Below are 20,500 nucleotides of genomic sequence, written 5' to 3'. Positions count from 1 at the left end.
TCATTCGGGCAAGTGTGAGAGGGGACCCATTAAACATTTATTAAAATATGTACCTAAATCTAGGTCTATTAATACTCTGATTATGCGATAAATAATTTACCGCATATCTCACCAATTACGCCTTAATTTCCATAATTCTCGATTTTTTCAATCTACGAATCTTCTTCTCTTCAGCAATTGCTACAAAACCAAGTAATACCATACAAACTAAAGCAGATGTGTTTAATGCAGCAAACGTACCAGACCACCCGGTTAAACCAAAAATTGGTGTCCCATCTGCAATCATCCCAATTCCTAATTTCGCAAAACTATCACCAATTAAATAAGCAAAAGTTCCTTTTACGCCATCAGCTACGGCAATCGCTTTTTTCGGTACAAAACCTACTGCGGCTACACCAATTAATAATTGCGGACCAAACACTAAGAAACCTAAAGCGAATAGTGCAGCTAGATACATATATTCACTGGTTGCAAATTGATAAAACTCTAAGGTAAACACAATCAAAATTAAGGCAACACAAGCGGTTAAACCACGGCGACCATTCACCAAATCAGAGAGATAACCCCATAAGAATGTTCCTACTAATGCCCCAACTTCAAATAAAGCAAAACCAGAAATAGCAGCATCTTTTGAAAAACCTAACTCTTGGTAAGCATAAACTGGTGACCATTGGTCAATCCCAATTCGCACAATATAAAGAAAGATATTGGCAAAACATAATAGCCAAATTACCTTATTTTTTAGAATATATTGCACAAAAATTTGCCATTTAGAGAGTTGGTTTTCTTCCGCAGCACGATCTTCTTCGCTGATCTCTTCGCCAAATAGCTCTTCTGCTTTACCTAAGCCGTATGCCTCTGGTGAATCTGATCCATAACGTAAGCCAATAAAACCAATGATTAAGGCAATAATTGACGGGAAGATAAACATACCGATCACATGACCGTTAAAAATGACATTTGCACCAAACAATGCCACACCCGCTGCGGCTGCACCACCGACATTATGCGATAAATTCCAAAAACCTAAGAAAGTTCCTCTTTTCTTACGTGGCGTCCATTTGGTAATAGTTGAATAACTAGAAGAACCACCTGTACTTTGGAAGAAACCACTTAATGCATAAAAGGCAATCATCAGGAACAATGCAACACTACCACCCCCCCCCATGCTAGCGCTAAATCCCAGCATACAGATTGCTGAAAGGATCAACATAAATGGTACAAATTGTTTGGTATTCTTACCATCAGCATAATAAGACACCACTGTTTTACCAATACCATAAGCGACAGAAAACCCTAAACCAATCATCCCAAGTTCTGTTTTGGTTAATCCGTAAGTTTCAATCATATCATTTTGTGCAATATTAAAATTTTTACGGATTAGGTACATTGCCATATAGCCAATGAATACTACCAAATAAGATTGCATAAATGGTTTAAACCACATTTTACGTCTTTCTTCGACTGAAAGATCTAATACTGGTTTTCTAACTTCTTGTAAAAAACTAAGCATAAAAATTTCCCTAATATTTTGACTAAAAAGATGAGCTAATCTTAATCAAATAGGAGAAATCTGCCTTGAGAAGATACTTTAGAAAAAATAGGAATTTTTCTTAGTTTTGTTATTTTTAATTTATTTTTGTGATGTAAGTCACTTTTTTGCAATGAGGTTAGCCTAGATGGCTAGATGGAGAGTAGAAACGCCAATTTCAATAGATAACAAAGTGAATTAAACTCAATAAAATAAGCATTGTTTTAGTAAGAAAGCCAAAAATTTCACTATTTAGCTTATCAATTCATCAATTAAATCAAATTTTCCAAAAAGAAGTTGACGATATTCTGGAACGATATTATTATTCACGCCACGAAATGCGGAGCGGTAGTTCAGCTGGTTAGAATACCTGCCTGTCACGCAGGGGGTCGCGGGTTCGAGTCCCGTCCGTTCCGCCACTTTTCATTAAAGTTTTCCTCTTATTGCGGAGCGGTAGTTCAGCTGGTTAGAATACCTGCCTGTCACGCAGGGGGTCGCGGGTTCGAGTCCCGTCCGTTCCGCCACTTTATATTCAATGATTTTCTTAATTTAAATAAATTTTTTCTTAAAAATTATATTGATAATATCTCTTTGATAATTCCCATGAATTATCTCTACTACATTCTACCCAGTCAGAACCTGGTCCAAGCAAAGTCCAATACTGCCCCGCTATGCTTTCTGCACTAAGAATTGGCTGTTGTAATTCCAAATCATAAAAAAGAAAATAATATGTAATGAATATATTTAAGTAATTTTTTTCACTAAAATAAAATGCAGTTTTCGTTTGTAAATTTATACTATTAAGTTCATATACTCTATTATTTATCTTAATAGTTTGTGGAATTCGTTTTTTTTCAAGAGGGGTCAAATTGTATCTCAGTTTAAATAACTGCATAGATTCATCTACATCTTTAATTGGCTTTAACTTCTCAATCCCTCGCTGTTTTTGCCATTCTTCTACTAGCATAAGTACCTTTACTGTATCGCCTGCTATTGCACAACGAATTGGTGTCGTTATTTCAGCAATAATCCTATCATAATTGATAAGCAGTAATAATATTATAAACACAACACAGCAAATATGATTAGCAATACAACAATGTTCTTCAGACTTAGAGCGAGAAGCAAAAACATTATAAATATCTTTATATTTTTTACTTACTTTCTTTATTAACCAACGACACATTTTTCACCTATCAGGTTATATTTTGTCTAATAATTCCTGCAACTTCGATTTCAATTTATTTTTGATCGCATCATCTAAACGAATACGATACGTCGGTGAAAGACAATCTCCCTCTAAATCTAAGTTAAGGTGATATTCTTCAAATCTTTCTTTGGTAGGTTGAATCGCAAATTGCCATTCACATTGTGAAGTTACAGGATGAATGCTGCCTTCTCCAATTAAACGGAGATCATGCAAGACAATTTCTCCTTGCTGTAATCGCCACTGCTTTTGATTGCCAACTAAATGACCTTCCATATGTTCAAACGTTGTATCTTGTAGCGATTGTTCCAAACCTGAAATCGCAAAAGGTAAAGAATTACCGACTAAGCCAAGCAAGTTAAAACCTTTGATCTGTCCGCCACCGACACTCATAAACGCTACTTCAGCGTCTGCCAATTCACCCTCAGCTTGCGTTACTTGCCCTTGTAAATCAAAATCAGCTACAACTAAAGGTTGGTAGCCTAACAGTTGAGAAAGCTGCTCTGCTGCAATTTTTCTACCACTGATCGTCCAAACCGTTTGCTGTTCATTCGTATTTTGTTTACTTAGTGCTAATTCGCCCTGATTTGGGGTGAATATCTGCAAATCCGTGTGTTCATTATGAATTAACGCTTTTATCGCTGGAAACATTGCTTGGTTTATTTGGAGATTTTCAGCATTAATTTGCAATTGCGGTGACTGTTGCCAACTAATTTTATCAGCCGCGACTTTCATTGATGTCATTTGTGCGATCGGTTTACGCCACTGCCATTGCAATGCTAATTGTTGTAGGTCAATTTGCGATGGTGTACGGTGTAATTGAAATTGCCCCTGAAGATCTGTAATTTGTTGATTTTCTGCTTTTAGTATCTGTACTTGTTGCCCTTTACCTGAATCCCGATAATCAATAATGGCATTTACTTGATCTAAGTAAAGTTGTTGTTGATTGGTGAGCTGTCCATCAATCAGGCGAATTTGTTTAATCCATTGATTCCCTGATAACCATCCTAAATAACTTAATTTTAAGTTAAGTTCTCGTGCAGAGATGTGCCAAGCATCTTGTTGATACGCAATATTTTTAAGATGGAGAGAAAATGGAAAATAGGAAATTTTGATATTTTGAGGAGGAAGTTCGATTGCATATTCTGTTGCTAACTGCTGGGTAATTGTATTACTAAGCTGAGAGAGTTGATACCCTGCGATCGCTAACCCCGATAAGATAACAACACTCCCGCCAATTACCCAACGTTTGTTCATTTTGCATCCTCATTAATCTTACTAGCAACAGCACCTTGTTGATTTTTATATTTTGCATCAGAACGGCTATTGTATGGTCGTTGGGCTTCGCCACTTAATACTTCAAAACTTAATGCCCCAATCACCATTTTAGGACGTAACGCTAACGGCAATTTTCCTGAATTATAGAACTCTAAAACGATTCTGCCTTCCCAACCTGGATCAATGCGATGCGCTGTGACATGAACCATTAGCCCTAATCTTGCTAATGAAGAACGTCCATCTAGCCAACCAATAATATTACTCGGTAATTTGACTGATTCATATGTACTAGCCAATGCAAGAACGCCTGGATGTAAGAAAAAAGGTTCGCCATCTTCAATAATAATCTCTTCGCTCATCACTTGTTCTAATTGAGCTGAAACTGCTTCTTTTGGCCCACTAAGATCAATATAAGCCGCAGAGTGATCACGAAAAACTCGGAATGAATTTCCTAATCGTACATCCACTGTTGCTCCATTAATTTTGCTATTATCTGGACGAGGCGATAACACAATTTTCCCTTCATCTAAATAACGTTCTATATCGGTATCACATAATCTCATCAATTCACCTTTCTTTATTTTTTACGTAACAGTTGCAAAATTTGTGCTTTCAGAATATTGATTGCAATTCTGTTTTTACCGCCACGAGGCACAATAATATCAGCATACTGTTTAGACGGTTCAATAAATTGGAAAAACATTGGACGTACTGTTTTACGATATTGTTCCACCACAGAATCCATTGTTCTACCACGCTCTTCCATATCACGTTTTAAACGGCGGATAAAACAGATATCCAGTGGTGCATCAACGAAAATAGATACATTTATCTCATCACGAATACGCTCATCTGTCAGCAAGAGAATACCTTCAAGAATAATCACCTTTTTAGGTTCAAAATGCTTAGTATTCCCTGTTCTGGTATGTTCTACATAGCTATATTCTGGGATATCCACCGCTTGCCCTGCTTTTAAGGTACGTAAATGCTCTAATAATAATTCACGATCCATTGAGTTTGGGTGGTCATAGTTGGTTTTAGTACGAGTTTCAAAATCGAGGTGGCTTTGATCTTTATAATAGGAATCTTCAGAGATAATACCAATTTCTTCACACCCTAATTCTTCACATAACTCTTTATAAATTGTAGAAGCAATTAGACTTTTCCCAGAAGCTGAAGCGCCTGCAATACCGATAATAATAGAAGGTTCGTGTGCTGTTGAATGGTTAGTTTCAGACATAATAGTTCGCCAATAAGCTAGATAAAATTCTGCTTATTATAAAGAAGCTCTCTAGTCACCACAACCGCAGAAACAAGATAAATTTTCTTTTTCTTTCAACTATTTTGCAATTTTTACTAATAAAGGAACGAAATGAATCGGAAGTTTTTATCTGATCAGTAAAGAATAATCAATGACTTGATTTTATCTTCATAGGCTACGGAAAAATAACCTGAATTGCTAAAACTTAGTAACTTAAATTATTGATATATAATGGATTAATGGCACGCCCTATTGGATTCGAACCAATGACCTACGGCTTAGAAGGCCGTTGCTCTATCCAGCTGAGCTAAGGGCGCATAGGAATAGCTGAGTGAAGATAAAAAAATGGTCGGCGAGATAGGATTTGAACCTACGACCCACTGGTCCCAAACCAGTTGCGCTACCAAACTGCGCTACTCGCCGACGTGTGAGGTGCATTATAGTTTTTATTTCTCCCCCGTCAATCATTTTTTTTAATTTTAAAAATAACCGCTTAAAATTAATCCATACCCTTATCAAACAGGCTTTTTTTTGAGAAAATCTAGCCCCGAATAATCAATGCAACACACCTACGGAGAAATCAATGCAAGCTCAAACTATTTCTGGCACTGCTCTGGCTAAATCAATCAAGGCTGAACTTAATCAAAAAATCCAAGCTATTGTGCAGCAAGGTCATCGTTCACCCGGTCTAGCCGTTATTTTAGTTGGTGAAAATCCTGCTTCACAAATTTATGTAGAAAACAAACGCAAAAGTTGTCTTGAAGTCGGTATCCAATCTAAATCATTTAATCTTCCTGACACCATTTCTGAGCAAGAGTTACTCGACTTAATTGATCAACTAAACCAAGATGATAGTATTGACGGCATTTTAGTCCAATTACCACTACCAAAACATATCAGTAGTGTGAAAGTAATTGAACGAATTGATCCCGCTAAAGATGTTGATGGTTTCCACCCATACAATGTTGGTAGATTGTGTCAACGTATTCCAACGCTGCGAGCTTGTACACCTTATGGCATTATGAAATTACTTGCCACCACAGGCATTGACTTACACGGACAACACGCTGTTATTGTTGGTGCATCAAATATCGTTGGCCGCCCAATGGCAATGGAATTGTTATTAGCAGGCTGTACCGTTACCGTTACTCACCGTTTCACAAAAAATTTAGCTGAATTGGTTGGACAAGCTGATATTTTAGTCGTTGCTGTTGGTAAGCCACATCTTGTTCCTGGTGAATGGGTAAAACCAGGGGCGATTGTGATTGATGTGGGAATTAATCGTGTGGATGGCAAAGTCGTTGGTGATATTGTGTTTGAAACTGCGCAACAACGTGCAGCCTATATTACGCCTGTTCCAGGTGGTGTTGGGCCAATGACCGTAGCAATGTTAATGGAAAATACATTGCTTGCTTATCGACAACATTTGGGTTTAGAGTAAGCTATTACTGTTTGTATTTGGTAACAAATACATTGTTTAATTCTATTCTTCCATTTAGGTTTCGCCCTTGCTAAAGGGCGAAATTTAGATTATCAACAATAACCTATACTTAAACATAAAACTTAATCACTATTTAACACTTTCTAGAGTGACTTAAACTTTGTCACTAAATGGAGTATTTAAATACAGTCTAAATCCTTTCTAAAAGATAAAGTTTTCCCCTATACCTTTATAAAGTGAATCTTCGTCATCAATTTGTCATATTTCCCCAATATACTTCATTGCGCAAATTACTTTCATCATGCAAGGAGAATCGCAATGACTCGTTCATTACAAGAAAATGTTAATATGAATCCCTCGAATAATCCTTCAATTTCTGAAGTATTAGATGTTCACTTATCGCGCCGTAAGATATTAAAAATGGGTGGCATCGCTAGTGCAATCGCGTTACTTCCTTCTGCCTTTATCTCACCTAATCTATTTGCCGCTTCATCAGCGCTCCCTCGTCGAATGACCTCTTTAGATTTTACGGCTGTTCCTTTTTCTACAACGGATACTGTTGTTGTACCAAAAGGTTATCGCGCGTCACCTTTCTATTTGTGGGGAGATCCCGTAGGGATTGATGGTAATAGCCCTGCATTTAAACCAGATGCATCAAATACTGCGGAAGAACAAGCTGCACAAGCAGGTATGAATCATGATGGTATGGCTTATTTTCCTCTCGAAAATGGCAATGAGCATGGTTTATTAGTGATGAATCATGAATATGTTGATAATGGGCTATTATTCCCTGATGGTGATAAAACTTGGAATGCAGATAAAGTTAAAAAATCGCAAAATGCGATGGGTATTTCGATTATTGAAGTGAAGAAAAATAATGGCGAATGGGAAGTCGTTCGTCCATCAAAATATGCACGCCGAATTACGCCACATACGCCAATGCATCTCACTGGCCCAGCTCGTGGTAATAAATTAATGCAAACAGCTGCCGATCCAAAAGGCGAAATGGTTTTAGGTACAATGCAAAACTGTGCTAATGGTGAAACTCCGTGGGGAACTTATCTCACTTGCGAAGAAAACTGGAGCGATATTTTTGTGCGTGATAGCGGTAATTTCACAGCTCTCGATAAGCGTTACGGTATTATGCAAAAAGAGAAAGAGGATAAATATCGTTGGTTTGAATTTGATGATCGTTTTCATACCGATAAAACCCCTAATGAACCACACCGCTTTGGTTGGGTTGTAGAAATTGATCCATTTAATCCTTCTTCTACGCCAGTAAAACATACTGCACTCGGTCGTTTTAAACATGAAGGGGCGATGTTAGATATTAGTAACGATGGCCATGCTGTGGTGTATATGGGTGACGATCAGCGGTTTGAATATATCTATAAATTTGTGTCAAAAGAAAAATATCGTGAAAATGATCGCACTCACAATATGCGTCTTTTAAGTGAAGGTACCCTTTATGTCGCACGTTTTAATGACGATGGTTCTGGTGATTGGTTGCCGTTAATCTTTGGTCAGAATGGTTTAACTGTTGAAAATGGCTTTGAAAATCAAGGTGATCTACTCGTAAAAACAAGAATGGCGGCGGATAAACTTGGCGCAACAAAAATGGATCGTCCTGAATGGATTGCTGCCGATCCTTACGTGAAAGGGAATGTCTATTGTACCTTAACCAACAACTCACAACGCGGTAAAGAAGGCAAACCAGGAACAGATAAGGCTAATCCATGGGATAAAAATGAATTCGGTCATATTATTCGCTGGCAAGAAGCTGAAGGTAAAGGTACTGCGGAGAAATTTACTTGGGATATTTTCGCACTAGCCGGTAATAATGAAAAAGGACAAGGCAATATTAAAGGCGATGCGTTTGGTAGTCCTGATGGCTTACGCTTTGCACCAAATGGCGTATTATGGGTACAGACTGATGTTTCCTCTAGTACCATTAATAAAAAAGCGTATGAGGGTATGGGTAATAACCAAATGCTCGCTGTTATTCCAGAAGAAGGGCGTTTTAAACGTTTCCTAACTGGGCCAAATGGATGTGAAATTACAGGTATTGCTTTTACTCCTGACAACAAAACAATGTTTATTAATATTCAACATCCTGGCGAACCAGATTCAGGCGTTACAGATCCAACACAAGTAACTGCTATTTCAACCTGGCCAGATGCTTCTGGAAAATCTCGCCCACGTTCAGGAACAGTGGTAATTCAAAAAGATGATGGCGGTATGATTGGTTCATAAAATTTATTAAAGGATTAAAGGTCTTACATAAATTACTTTCTATAATGTAAGACCTTAAAAATTAATTTTATATATGCCTCTTTAATAATTGCCATACTAAACTTTATTATTTATTATACACCTCTTTAAAAAAGAAGGTGTTTTATGTCAAAAATTATACAAAAATTCAGAGAGTCATCAGTCGATATTATTATATTGCGTCTAATAATTATCATAATATTTGCTGTTTTTGCAAATACAAAATGGTTTGAGTTTGAAGTTCAGTTATTAAAACCTTTAATATCTAAAAGTTGGCTAAGTTTCTTATATGATTGGTTCGGCTTTTATTATACTTCCTATTTATTAGGAATAATAGAAAGCCTTGCTTATTTAAGTTTAGCTATTGGATTTTTTAAACCTAAGATAGGAATATTAGGTAGCTTATTAATACTTTGCACAGCTTTAATTACAGTAAGTCTGTTAGTAAATCTTGGTTTTAATGGCTTTATTTTTAAGGACTTACTACTAATTGGTGCAACACTTGTATTATTAAAATACGATTTAAGACGAATTAATTAGCATATTAGCAATAAAGAATAAAATGTAAACAACACGTTATTCTTTAAATATATTAATTAATACTAATGTAATAAATAATAACTCAAGAACCTTACATTACAAGAATGTAAGGTCTTTTCTTTTTTATAGCAATTACTTAATTTTTTGCACCTGCTTTTTCTTTTAATTTAGTTAATAATTTCTGATGAATACCACCAAAACTACCATTACTCATCACTAAAATATGATCCGTTGGTTTCGCTTCTTCTACAATTTTTGTCACTAATAAATCTAAATCTGCCGTCCAGGTTGCTGGTTGCACACATTGATTAGCAATTTCAACCACTTCCCAAGGCAAATTATCTGGTTGTAATAAAAAGACATAGTCTGCACGCACCAGTGCGGGTGCGAGTTCCTTGGTATGTACGCCCATTTTCATCGTATTAGAACGTGGCTCTAATACCGCTAAGATTCGCACACCACCTCCCACTTTATCACGTAAAGCAGCTAATGTTGCTGCAATCTCAACTGGGTGATGGGCAAAGTCATCATAAGCAGTAATCCCGTTTACTTCACCTTTTACTTCTAAGCGACGACTTGCATTGACAAAGGTCGCTAATGCTTGACAAGCAGTTTCAATACTTACCCCAGCATGATATGCTGCAGCAATGGCCATCAACGCATTAAACATATTATGTTGCCCAACGATATTCCATTTTACTTCAGCTACTTTTTGCTGATTATGGAACACTTCAAACTCAGTGCAATCATTACGCAAACGTTGTGCATACCATTCTTTATCTTTACCAATAAACTGTTGCTCACTCCAACATCCCATCGCTAAAGTTTCTTTTACACTAGTTTCATCAGCAAATGACAAAATGCGACCTTTAGATGGAATAGTACGAATCATATGATGGAATTGGCGTTGAATCGCAGTTAAATTATCGAAGATATCTGCATGATCAAAACCAATATTATTGATAATTAATGTTTTTGGGTTGTAATGAATGAATTTAGAACGTTTATCAAAAAATGCCGTATCATATTCGTCTGCTTCAATTACAAAAAAAGGCGATTTGCCTAATCGAGCAGAAATACCGAAATTACCTGAAATACCACCAATTAAGAAGCCTGGTTCTAATCCAGCTTGATCAAGAATCCAAGCTAACATCCCTGTGGTTGTTGTTTTTCCATGTGTTCCTGATACAGCTAAAACCCAACGATCGCGTAATAAATGATCATGTAACCATTGTGGTCCTGACATATAAGGTAGGTTGTTATCTAACACATATTCAATACAAGGATTTCCTCGTTTCATTGCATTACCGATAATTACTAAATCAGGTGCAGGTTGTAACTGTGCAACATCATAATTAGGAATAATCTCAATCCCACTTTTTTCTAGAAATACACTCATTGGTGGATATACATTGACATCTGATCCTGTCACTTTATAACCTAATTCACGAGCTACAATTGCAAGTCCCCCCATGAATGTACCGCAAATTCCTAAAATATGAATATGTTTTTCTGTTGTCTTCATTAGTTTCTCACTTTACTTACATTTATTTATATTAGATCTATCTTTTCAATGATTTATATTACCAACTCTCTTTTACCCAATTTTCTTACTATAATAATTCGATATCACCTCATTTATAAAATTCACAAATATAATTACTCAATTCTTTTATAAATTAATGATGATTTAGTTATTAGGTTTAGATTTATGAATGAAAAATATAGTCAGTCAGTCAGTCAGTCAGTTAATATTCTAATGCGGATAATTACTTTAATACTAGGAATTTTTATCACTTTTTTTGGTTACAGTCAGATGACTTTAGCTGATGTATTTCCTCATTCATCAATCAAGCCAAATATCCAAATTCCATTTTCTGCTGAAATTAGAGTTATCTCACAAAATATGCAACGTGAACCTGATGGAACCATCTCTTTTGCTACAACTTACTCAATCCAAAATCAATCAAAAAAATCTATTCAGCAAGTGGCTTGGTACGCTGTCTATACATTTAATGATCGTATTATTGATAATCGCTTTATTAATTTAAAATTCAATCAATTTAATATTTTAAAACCACAACAACGCTATTATTTATCAACACTGCTCCCTGAAGAAGAGATGGCTGCCTTTAGTAAAAATATTTTTACTAACGAGACTAAAAGTATTCGTGTTAAACCCATCATCAAATTTATTCAATTTGATGATGGATCCATTGTATCCAGATAAAATTTAGAAAAGTAAGATAGGTGAAAAGCCAGCCAACAGAATAATAGCAACCAATGACCAATAATTAGGTTTTGTTCTTTTGATGATTGGATAGCTCCAGATCGCAAGCAATAATAAATGAGCAATAAAATAACAAGAGAGGTGGAAAGGATCCCAAGCCATTGTATGGTGATCCAAATACATAATTACAAGACTCACCATAGCCATTACACTGCTTGCCACTAAACCAATTAATGCAAAATAAGGTAATAGATCCATTAATCCATGTAAGCGATTTCGTGAAACCAATAATCCCCAATAAGCTAAACCAATCCCTAATACCACTTGTAATAATGGATTAAACGTTAGACTGATCGTCATTTGAAATAAAAATACTGGAATCACAGCTAGCAATAATCCAATACAGCCAACAATTACGCCAAGCCATAATACCCCACGTCTTAATTGCTCTTCTTTTGGCTGTTGCCACGTAGTCAGAGTTAAACCTGCACCATAGCAATAAGCTAATCGAATTGGTAAATACACCTTAATTTGAAAACAAGTTATTAATAACCATCCTAACCAAAATATAAGAAAATAAAGATTCCAACGACTTAAACGACTACGCTGTCCATTACAAATTTCACCACGCAAAAATATCACTTGGCAAATGAGCTGTGCTGCTAATACTGCAATAGCAAAATGTGAAATTATCGATTCACCAAAAGGTTTTACTAATAATAGCCAATAATCGGCAACAAAAAGCAAAACAATCGGTAATAATGAAAGCACTGCTACCTTTGTTTTGGATTGATCATGATCTGACATAATAAAATTACCTTGAGAAAATTTGTGATTTATGTCACGTATTATGGCATAATCAATCGGTTTTTTCTTTAAATTTCATTTTTCGTTGGAGGAAATATGCGTTTATTACATACTATGTTACGTGTTGGTGATCTTGAACGTTCTATCAAATTCTATACAGAAATTTTAGGAATGCGTGTTTTACGCCGTAGCGAAAACCCTGAGTACAAATATTCTCTCGCTTTTGTTGGTTATGATGATGAAGATAAAACAGCTGTAATCGAACTCACTTATAACTGGGGCGTCACTGAATATGATTTAGGTAGTGCATTTGGTCATATCGCTATCGGTGTAGATGACATTTATGCAACCTGTGATGCGGTACGTGCTGCTGGTGGAAAAGTTACCCGTGAACCAGGTCCAGTAAAAGGTGGTACTACTGTTATTGCATTTATTGAAGATCCAGATGGTTATAAAATTGAATTTATTGAAAACAAAAGTGCTAAAGATGGCTTAGGTCAATAATTTCATTTATAACACACACTTTTATATTTCAGCTCACTCCTCTTTTTTGAGGAGTGAGTTATTTTAGAACAACTTTCATTTGGGATTGAATGTGAACCAACCAGCTACTGAACAAGAAACTGAAGTAATTAATTACCATTTACTTAAACACCGTTTTCGTGGTTATTTTCCTGTCATTATTGATGTAGAAACATCTGGTTTAAATCATCAAACAGATGGCTTGTTAGAATTAGCGGCTGTTACTGTAAAAATGGACGAACAGGGGATCTTATTACCTGATGAAAAATGCCACTTTCAAATTCAACTTTTTGAAGGTGCCAACATTGATCCTAATTCATTAAAGATTAATGGTATCAATCCTCACGATCCTGAACGTCAAGCCGTTGATGAATTAACTGCGCTAACTGAATTTTTTCAAATGGTACGTCGTGGACAAAAAGCCGCAGAATGTAAACGTTCAATCTTAGTTGCACATAACGCTATGTTTGACTATAACTTTTTGATGGCAGCAATCAATCGTACTGGAATTAAACGCAATCCATTTCATCCTTTTGCCACGTTCGATACTGCGACATTAGCAGGATTTATGTTTGGGCAAACTGTATTGCGTACCGCTTGCGATACAGCTGGCATTCCCTTTGAACCAAGCAAAGCACACTCTGCGTTATACGATACAGAAAAAACCGCAGAATTATTCTGCTTAATGGTCAATAAACTAAAACAAGCAAATCTTTTTCCACCTTTGGCAATAGACGATAAAAATTGCTCGACAAATTCTTAATTTTTATAGATGATTGCCACTCTTTCATTACAACATTAAGGAACACAACATTATGTTATTTGGCAACGAAGTTGTTATCTCAATTCTCGTGTTGCTTGCGCTGAGTTTAATGCGCATCAACGTCGTTATTGCGCTAATTATTTCGGCATTAACTGCTGGATTAGTTGGTGGATTAGATCTCAATAAAACTGTCGCAGTTTTCACTGATGGGTTAGGCGGTGGCGCTTCTGTCGCGATGAATTATGCCGTATTGGGAGCATTTGCTATCGCAATTTCTAAATCTGGCGTAACCGATTTACTTGCGTATAAAGTTATTATGCGTTTAGGACATACGCCAAGTAATCGTACCCTCTTTTGGTTTAAATATTTTCTATTAGCGATTCTATTAGCTTTTGCGATTTCTTCACAAAACTTACTTCCTGTACATATCGCATTTATTCCTATTGTCGTACCACCACTCCTTAGCATTCTTAATAAACTTAAAATTGACCGCCGTGCCGTAGCTTGCGTACTGACTTTTGGTTTAACTGCAACTTATATGTTATTACCAGTCGGTTTCGGAAAAATCTTTATTGAAAACGTACTAGTAAAAAATATTAATGAAGCAGGTGCACAATTTGGACTACAAACTTCTACCGCTCAAGTTTCATTAGCAATGTTAATCCCTGTTATTGGGATGGTAATTGGTTTATTAACCGCAGTATTTATTAGTTATCGTAAACCAAGAGAATATATTGTTCATACTAACGAACCAACATCTGAAGATTTACAACAACGTATTGCTAATATTAAGCCATTCCATGTTTGGATCAGTGTTTTTGCAATTATTGCTGCTTTTACGTTACAACTTTTCACTGAATCAACTATTGTTGGTGGTTTAGTCGGTTTAATCATCTTTGCAGCAGGCGGGATTTTCAAACTAAAAGAAAGCAATGATGTTTTCCAACAAGGCTTACGCTTAATGGCGATGATTGGCTTTGTAATGATTGCTGCTTCTGGCTTTGCCAAAGTAATTAACGAAACAGGTGGGGTAACTGAACTTGTTCAATCCTTTAGTAATACTATTGGACCAGATAATAAAGGTTTAGCGGTCTTTTTGATGCTCTTAATTGGGTTATTTATCACTATGGGAATTGGTTCTTCTTTCTCAACTGTGCCAATTATTACTTCTATTTATGTACCAATTTGTATTAGTTTTGGTTTCTCACCTTTAGCTACTGCTTCAATTATTGGTGTATCCGCAGCACTGGGTGACGCAGGTTCTCCCGCTTCAGATTCAACCTTAGGTCCAACTTCTGGTTTAAATATGGACGGGAAACACGATCATATTTGGGATTCTGTGGTACCAACCTTTATTCACTATAATATTCCATTGTTAATCTTTGGTTGGATTGCAGCGATGGTGCTTTAATTAAAATAAGAAAAGAAAAATGAGCTATTTTACATGGCTCATTTTTTTAATTACCGCTTGAGCCACTTTAATACTTATGAAATGTTGTAAAGTCATAACATATCTATTGGGATTTATCATAATTATATTTGGTGCTATATTCACTGGCTCAAATTACTTACGTTTCTATATTGAACCAAGTGCAAAAACCTTAGCTTATACCAATAAAGTTGAAGTTGAGAAATGTGGAAAATCGAAAAGATTAAATTGTTACTATGCTGATTTGATCTATCAGGCAAATGGAGAAGTATTTATTACAAAACACACAGACTTAACTAATTGGCAAGCAAAAATCTTAAGAGAGGGAAAAGGTATGGAAATCACTTATCTGGTCAATCAACCTACGATCATCATTCATGATGGAAAATCTGATAAACAATATTTTTGGCTATTTACTAGTCTAACATGCTTTTGCATTTATGGTGTAATGGTGTATGGCTATCGCAAGTGGAAAAAACTAAAATCACCAGCATAATCTCATCTCAAAATATACAATACCTTCATCTCAATTATGCTTCACCATAGAATCTATTCATATAAATCTCTCTTTTACTTTTGTTACTTCTGTCTATGTTTAAAAATACTTTGGTTAAAAAATGTCGGATACAAATGTATCCGACCTAGATTCATAACTATGCAAAACCGCGTTGATATTGACGAGGAATATCATTAATTGGTGTGCTATCACTTGCATTTTGCTCATATTGTGCATTTAACACCCAATAAGGATCACGTAATAAACCACGTCCTACAGCAACTAAATCCGCATCACCATTACCAATCACAAAATCAGCTAATCCTGGATTATCTAGCATACCTACTGCGATAACTGGTAAGCCAGTAGCGTCTTTCACTTTACGAGCTAAATAGACTTGATATCCTGCTGCAAATTGTGGGTGTTTTCCTTCAACCAATGCACCATTACCGCCACCACTTACATGAATCATATCCACACCAGCAGCAGCGAATCGTTTAGCCACTTCAACCCCATAATCACTATCAAAGCCATTCGCAGAATATTCTTGTGCTGAAATACGAATGACTAGTGGCATTTCTGCTGGCATAACCGCTTTTGCTGCTTTAATCACTTGTTCACCAAATAACATTCTGTCTTTTCCGTATTCATCTTGGCGTTGATTTGATTTTGGTGAATAAAATTGATGAATTAAATAACCATGTGCGCCATGTAATTCAATTAAATCAAAACCAGCTTCCACCGCTCTTTTTACAGAATCTTGGAAAGCCTGAATAACTTGTTGAATTTCTTGTTTTGTAAGTTCTCTTGGTGTTTTTAAATTTTGTCCAGGATAATCTAAATCACCATAATGGATTGCAGATGGTGCAACCACATCATCACAGTCTTGTGCTTTACGTCCAGCATGACCTATTTGAATTCCGATTTTTGCACCATGTGAATGTACTACATCCACAATACGTTTAAAGGCATCGCGTTGTTGATCATTCCATAAACCTAAACAATTAGGTGTAATACGTCCATTTGGCGCAACATTTGTCATCTCAACAATAATTAATCCTACACCACCAACCGCTCGTGATGCATAATGTACTAAATGCCAATCACTAGGTACGCCATCTACTGCACTATATTGGCACATTGGTGGCATAACAATACGATTGCGTAATGTGAGATTTTTAATTGAGAACGGTTGAGTAAAATAACGAAACTTTGCCATAATTCTCTCCTATATAATAAGCAAATTAATAACGTGCGTTATTATATAATAAGAAACTAATTTAACATTAATCATCTTTCTTTATCGTTATAATTGTTTTTATATATGGATTTTCGTTACGCTCTAGATTGCCTTCGAAAAAGAAAAAATATACCGTTTTTTGGTTATTTTTTTAGCTAATCTATTCATTTCATCCATTTATTTTTTATTTTTGTGAATCTATTCACATTTATTTGCAGAGAGTTTTTTTATAATCCACCGGTATTTTTACCTACATTAAGGAGTAATGATTATGCGTTTATCTACTTCATTAAAACTTTCTGCAGTTGCAGTGAGTGCTGTGTTATTAGCTTCAACCGCTCAAGCAGCTGGTCGTCTTGTTGTTTACTGTAGTGCGACTAATGAATTATGTGAAACAGAAACTCAAGCGTTTTCTAAAAAATATGATGTAAAAACCTCTTTCATTCGTAACGGTTCTGGTAGTACTTTTGCAAAAGTAGAAGCAGAAAAAAATAACCCACAAGCTGATGTTTGGTATGGTGGTACATTTGATCCTCAATCTCAAGCTGGCGAATTAGGGTTATTACAACCTTATCAATCACCAAATCTTTCTCAAATCGTAGAAAAATTCCGTGACCCAGGCAAAATTAAAGGTAATTTATCATCTGCTATCTATATGGGTATTTTAGGTTTTGGCGTAAATACTGAACGCTTAGCAAAACTTGGTATTAAAGAAGTACCTAAATGTTGGAGCGATTTATTAGATCCTCGTCTTAAAGGAGAAATTCAAATCGCCGACCCACAAAGTTCTGGTACCGCTTATACTGCTATCGCAACTTTCGTTCAATTATGGGGCGAACCAAAAGCCTTTGATTATTTCAAATCTTTAGATAAAAACATTTCTCAATATACTAAATCAGGTATTACACCATCTCGTAATGCTGCACGTGGTGAAGCAACTATTGGTATCGGATTCTTACACGATTATGCCTTAGAAAAAGAAAAAGGTGCACCATTAGCGCTTATCGTGCCTTGCGAAGGTACTGGTTATGAACTTGGTGGTGTAAGTATCTTGAAAGGTGCAAGAAACTTAGATAATGCAAAACTCTTTGTTGACTGGGTATTATCTAAAGAAGGTCAAGAATTGGCATGGAAGAAAGGTCAATCTTTACAAACCTTAACCAATACTACTGCTGAACAATCACCAAATGCTTTCGATCCAACCAAACTTAATCTAATCAATTATGATTTTGAAAAATATGGTTCTAGTGATGAAAGAAAACGTCTAATTGATAAATGGGTCAATGACGTTAAATTGAATAAATAAAAGGTAAATCAATAAAATAGCTATGAATTTTTCTTATCATAGCTATTTTTACCCATTTACTTATTTTCCTAACTTAATAGGGAATCTCTATATTCCCTATTTCTATTTTGAGAGGTTGTATGAACTCAACAAAATTTTCAATAAATACCACCACAACCTGGATTTTACTTAGCCTAATTGCTTTTATTGTATTGCCAACCTTTGCGTTAGATTATGGTCTTTTAGAATCAACAGCAGATGAATTTCTTGCTGCAATGGGTTGGCACTCATTTAACCTTAGCTGGTTTTGGTTTGGCTCTTTGATTATTTTTTGGCTTTTGCCACGTTTAGGCTTATCAACTGAAATAGAAGCTAAAACAGAATTAGCCGTTATTTGCTTAATTGGCTTATTTACGTTCTTTTCAGCCAATATTTATCATCTTAGTTTAGGCTACTCTATTATTGTCATGGTAATTACCTTGACTGCTTTAGCCACCAATGCCCTTGCTGCATTAAAAATTATGCAAGGTGATAAATTTATCATTGCTTCTTTACTCAGCATTATTTTGCTTATTTTCTTCTTTATTGTTTATCCAACACTCGCTATCTTTGTATCTATGTTCTATGATGGCGATCAATTTAAGCCAGCACAAATCATTGATATTGTTGGACAATCTTATATTGTTCGGGTTATTGCAAACTCAGTGTGGTTATCTGCTTTTGTTGGTTTTATCTCTACTGTATTCGGTTTAGCCTTTGCACTTTACACCACAAGAATTGCTAGACGTACCGCCTTTATTGGTAAGATTTTCTCTATTCTTCCTATTGTTACACCACCGTTTGTCGTCGGTTTAGGGGTAACCTTAATGCTTGGTCGTTCTGGCTATTTAACTGAATTTTTAGTAGAACATTTTGGCTTTACTAATACCAACTGGCTTTATGGTTTTAATGGGATTGCTATCGCACAAATTCTTGCGTTTACCCCATTAGCTTTTATGATTTTGGAAGGATCATTAAAATCCGTTCATCCCTCTATTGAAGAAGCATCTTATACATTAAGAGCCAACCGCTATCAAACCTTCTTTCAAGTAATTTTCCCATTACTAAAACCAGCTTTAGCAAATGCGTTCTTATTAGTATTTATTCAATCTTTGGCTGACTTTAGTAATCCATTAGTACTTGGCGGAAGCTTTGACGTGATTGCTACCCAAATCTATTTCTATATTGCTGGTTCACAATTAAATTATGCTTCAGCAAGTACCTTGGGTACGATTCTTTTACTTTTCTCTTTAGGTATTTTTATTATCCAATATATTTGGATTGGTAACCGGTCTTACGTCACTGTATCAGGTAAATCTTATCGCGGTGATGTTCAAGATTTACCTGCTGGTTTAAAAAACGCCATTATTGCCCTATTAGCAATTTGGGTTATCTTTAACGCAACGCTTTACGGTAGTATTTTCTACGGTAGCTTCACTGTGAACTGGGGTGTTGATTACACCTTAACCTTAGAGAATTACGCCTCTCTATTCGGACAAGGTTTCAGTGATGGGGCTTGGCCATCATTAATCAATACCATTATTTATGCCGGTATTGCTGCTCCTGTTACAGCACTCTTTGGTTTATTAATTGCATATATCGTTGTACGAAAAGATTTTGCTGGTAAGAAAACACTAGAGTTCTTAACGATGCTCTGCTTTGCTGTTCCAGGTACTGTTGCTGGGGTTTCCTATATTCTCGCATTCAATGATGCACCGTTCTACATTACAGGTACGGGCATTATTATCATTATCTCTATGGTAATGCGTGATCTCCCTATCGGTATGCGTGCAGCAATCGCTGGTTTAGGGCAATTAGACAAATCTTTAGATGAAGCATCACTTTCTTTAAAAGGTAGTTCTTGGAAGACATTACTGTATGTCACCTTACCTTTATTAAAACCCGCTTTATTGTCAGCATTAATTACTAGTTTCGTTCGTGCAATGACAACAGTAAGTGCAATCGTATTCTTGGTTACCGCCGATACCCGTGTGGCAACAGCGTATATCCTAAATCGTGTTGAAGATGGTGAATATGGTATTGCTATTGCTTATGGTTCATTACTGATTGTGGTGATGATGGCGATTATTCTTTTCTTTGACTGGTTAGTGGGCGATACCCGTATCTCTCGTTCAAAAGCTAAACAGATGATTTAAATTG

18 protein-coding genes and 4 tRNA genes are annotated in these 20,500 nt (G+C 35.9%); 12 read left to right on the top strand and 10 right to left on the bottom strand.

Annotated features, from left to right (window positions below; genetic code table 11):
• Nucleotides 1-115: 115 nt before the first annotated feature.
• A complete protein-coding gene (gene uhpT, locus QV06_RS04755; RefSeq protein ID WP_065237163.1) occupies nucleotides 116-1,513 on the bottom strand; it encodes a hexose-6-phosphate:phosphate antiporter in 1,398 nt (465 codons plus the stop codon).
• Between the two features lie 360 nt (nucleotides 1,514-1,873).
• Here uhpT and QV06_RS04750 point away from each other — a divergent pair.
• Nucleotides 1,874-1,950 (top strand) — tRNA-Asp (locus tag QV06_RS04750).
• 28 nt (nucleotides 1,951-1,978) lie between these two features.
• Nucleotides 1,979-2,055 (top strand) — tRNA-Asp (locus QV06_RS04745).
• A 41-nt stretch (nucleotides 2,056-2,096) separates the two neighbouring features.
• On the opposite strand, the gene QV06_RS04740 is transcribed toward QV06_RS04745, so the two are convergent.
• From QV06_RS04740 to QV06_RS04715, 6 genes are all read right to left on the bottom strand, one after another.
• Nucleotides 2,097-2,717 (bottom strand): hypothetical protein, encoded by a 621-nt coding sequence (locus tag QV06_RS04740; protein WP_065237162.1) that lies wholly within the window; start codon nucleotides 2,715-2,717, stop codon nucleotides 2,097-2,099.
• Between the two features lie 15 nt (nucleotides 2,718-2,732).
• Nucleotides 2,733-3,995 carry a hypothetical protein gene (locus tag QV06_RS04735; RefSeq protein WP_065237161.1) on the bottom strand — a complete coding sequence of 421 codons (1,263 nt, stop codon included), beginning with the start codon at nucleotides 3,993-3,995 and terminating at the stop codon, nucleotides 2,733-2,735.
• On the bottom strand, nucleotides 3,992-4,579 hold the full coding sequence (dcd, locus tag QV06_RS04730) for a dCTP deaminase (RefSeq protein ID WP_065234714.1): 588 nt from the start codon (nucleotides 4,577-4,579) through the stop codon (nucleotides 3,992-3,994). Before dcd ends, QV06_RS04735 begins: the two co-directional genes overlap by 4 nt.
• A gap of 14 nt (nucleotides 4,580-4,593) precedes the next feature.
• Nucleotides 4,594-5,256: a uridine kinase gene (gene udk / locus QV06_RS04725; protein WP_065234713.1), complete on the bottom strand. Its 663-nt coding sequence runs from the start codon at nucleotides 5,254-5,256 to the stop codon at nucleotides 4,594-4,596.
• 261 nt (nucleotides 5,257-5,517) lie between these two features.
• Nucleotides 5,518-5,594, bottom strand: a tRNA-Arg gene (locus tag QV06_RS04720).
• A gap of 29 nt (nucleotides 5,595-5,623) precedes the next feature.
• Nucleotides 5,624-5,700 (bottom strand) — tRNA-Pro (locus QV06_RS04715).
• Between the two features lie 160 nt (nucleotides 5,701-5,860).
• On the opposite strand from QV06_RS04715, the gene folD reads away from it, so the two are divergent.
• The 3 genes from folD (at nucleotide 5,861) to QV06_RS04700 (ending at nucleotide 9,529) form a co-directional block, all read left to right on the top strand.
• Nucleotides 5,861-6,718, top strand: a complete 858-nt coding sequence (gene folD / locus QV06_RS04710; protein ID WP_065237160.1) for a bifunctional methylenetetrahydrofolate dehydrogenase/methenyltetrahydrofolate cyclohydrolase FolD — start codon at nucleotides 5,861-5,863, stop codon at nucleotides 6,716-6,718.
• 318 nt (nucleotides 6,719-7,036) lie between these two features.
• On the top strand, nucleotides 7,037-8,971 hold the full coding sequence (locus tag QV06_RS04705; RefSeq protein WP_065237159.1) for a PhoX family protein: 1,935 nt from the start codon (nucleotides 7,037-7,039) through the stop codon (nucleotides 8,969-8,971).
• Between the two features lie 144 nt (nucleotides 8,972-9,115).
• Entirely contained in the window at nucleotides 9,116-9,529 is a 414-nt protein-coding gene (locus QV06_RS04700; RefSeq protein WP_065237158.1) for a DUF417 family protein, read from the top strand.
• 136 nt (nucleotides 9,530-9,665) lie between these two features.
• On the opposite strand, the gene mpl is transcribed toward QV06_RS04700, so the two are convergent.
• Nucleotides 9,666-11,054 (bottom strand): UDP-N-acetylmuramate:L-alanyl-gamma-D-glutamyl-meso-diaminopimelate ligase, encoded by a 1,389-nt coding sequence (mpl, locus tag QV06_RS04695; RefSeq protein WP_065237157.1) that lies wholly within the window; start codon nucleotides 11,052-11,054, stop codon nucleotides 9,666-9,668.
• A gap of 291 nt (nucleotides 11,055-11,345) precedes the next feature.
• On the opposite strand from mpl, the gene QV06_RS04690 reads away from it, so the two are divergent.
• The gene (locus tag QV06_RS04690) at nucleotides 11,346-11,759 is read left to right on the top strand and encodes a hypothetical protein (protein WP_065237156.1); all 414 of its coding nucleotides are present in this window, start codon (nucleotides 11,346-11,348) and stop codon (nucleotides 11,757-11,759) included.
• A gap of 3 nt (nucleotides 11,760-11,762) precedes the next feature.
• Here the strand turns inward: QV06_RS04690 and QV06_RS04685 are convergent, their stop codons facing one another.
• The gene (locus QV06_RS04685; protein WP_065237155.1) at nucleotides 11,763-12,566 is read right to left on the bottom strand and encodes a hypothetical protein; all 804 of its coding nucleotides are present in this window, start codon (nucleotides 12,564-12,566) and stop codon (nucleotides 11,763-11,765) included.
• 96 nt (nucleotides 12,567-12,662) lie between these two features.
• On the opposite strand from QV06_RS04685, the gene gloA reads away from it, so the two are divergent.
• The 4 genes from gloA (at nucleotide 12,663) to QV06_RS04665 (ending at nucleotide 15,776) form a co-directional block, all read left to right on the top strand.
• Nucleotides 12,663-13,070 carry a lactoylglutathione lyase gene (gene gloA / locus QV06_RS04680; RefSeq protein WP_065237154.1) on the top strand — a complete coding sequence of 136 codons (408 nt, stop codon included), beginning with the start codon at nucleotides 12,663-12,665 and terminating at the stop codon, nucleotides 13,068-13,070.
• A 91-nt stretch (nucleotides 13,071-13,161) separates the two neighbouring features.
• Nucleotides 13,162-13,851: a ribonuclease T gene (gene rnt, locus QV06_RS04675; RefSeq protein WP_065237153.1), complete on the top strand. Its 690-nt coding sequence runs from the start codon at nucleotides 13,162-13,164 to the stop codon at nucleotides 13,849-13,851.
• Nucleotides 13,852-13,903: 52 nt separating this feature from the next.
• Nucleotides 13,904-15,262 carry a Na+/H+ antiporter family protein gene (locus tag QV06_RS04670; RefSeq protein ID WP_065237152.1) on the top strand — a complete coding sequence of 453 codons (1,359 nt, stop codon included), beginning with the start codon at nucleotides 13,904-13,906 and terminating at the stop codon, nucleotides 15,260-15,262.
• Between the two features lie 106 nt (nucleotides 15,263-15,368).
• Nucleotides 15,369-15,776 carry a hypothetical protein gene (locus QV06_RS04665; protein ID WP_156541963.1) on the top strand — a complete coding sequence of 136 codons (408 nt, stop codon included), beginning with the start codon at nucleotides 15,369-15,371 and terminating at the stop codon, nucleotides 15,774-15,776.
• Nucleotides 15,777-15,933: 157 nt separating this feature from the next.
• Here the strand turns inward: QV06_RS04665 and QV06_RS04660 are convergent, their stop codons facing one another.
• Entirely contained in the window at nucleotides 15,934-16,995 is a 1,062-nt protein-coding gene (locus QV06_RS04660; RefSeq protein WP_065237150.1) for an NADH:flavin oxidoreductase/NADH oxidase, read from the bottom strand.
• Between the two features lie 292 nt (nucleotides 16,996-17,287).
• Between QV06_RS04660 and QV06_RS04655 the strand changes: the two genes are divergently transcribed.
• On the top strand, nucleotides 17,288-18,322 hold the full coding sequence (locus QV06_RS04655; protein ID WP_065234806.1) for an ABC transporter substrate-binding protein: 1,035 nt from the start codon (nucleotides 17,288-17,290) through the stop codon (nucleotides 18,320-18,322).
• Between the two features lie 119 nt (nucleotides 18,323-18,441).
• The gene (locus QV06_RS04650; RefSeq protein ID WP_065237149.1) at nucleotides 18,442-20,496 is read left to right on the top strand and encodes an ABC transporter permease; all 2,055 of its coding nucleotides are present in this window, start codon (nucleotides 18,442-18,444) and stop codon (nucleotides 20,494-20,496) included.
• The last annotated feature ends 4 nt before the right edge of the window (nucleotides 20,497-20,500 follow it).

This window comes from Gallibacterium genomosp. 3 (assembly GCF_001678475.1).
Classification (GTDB): domain Bacteria; phylum Pseudomonadota; class Gammaproteobacteria; order Enterobacterales; family Pasteurellaceae; genus Gallibacterium; species Gallibacterium faecale.
The sequence above is the reverse complement of the archived record's forward strand: the minus strand, read 5'-3'. Positions and strand labels throughout refer to the sequence as shown.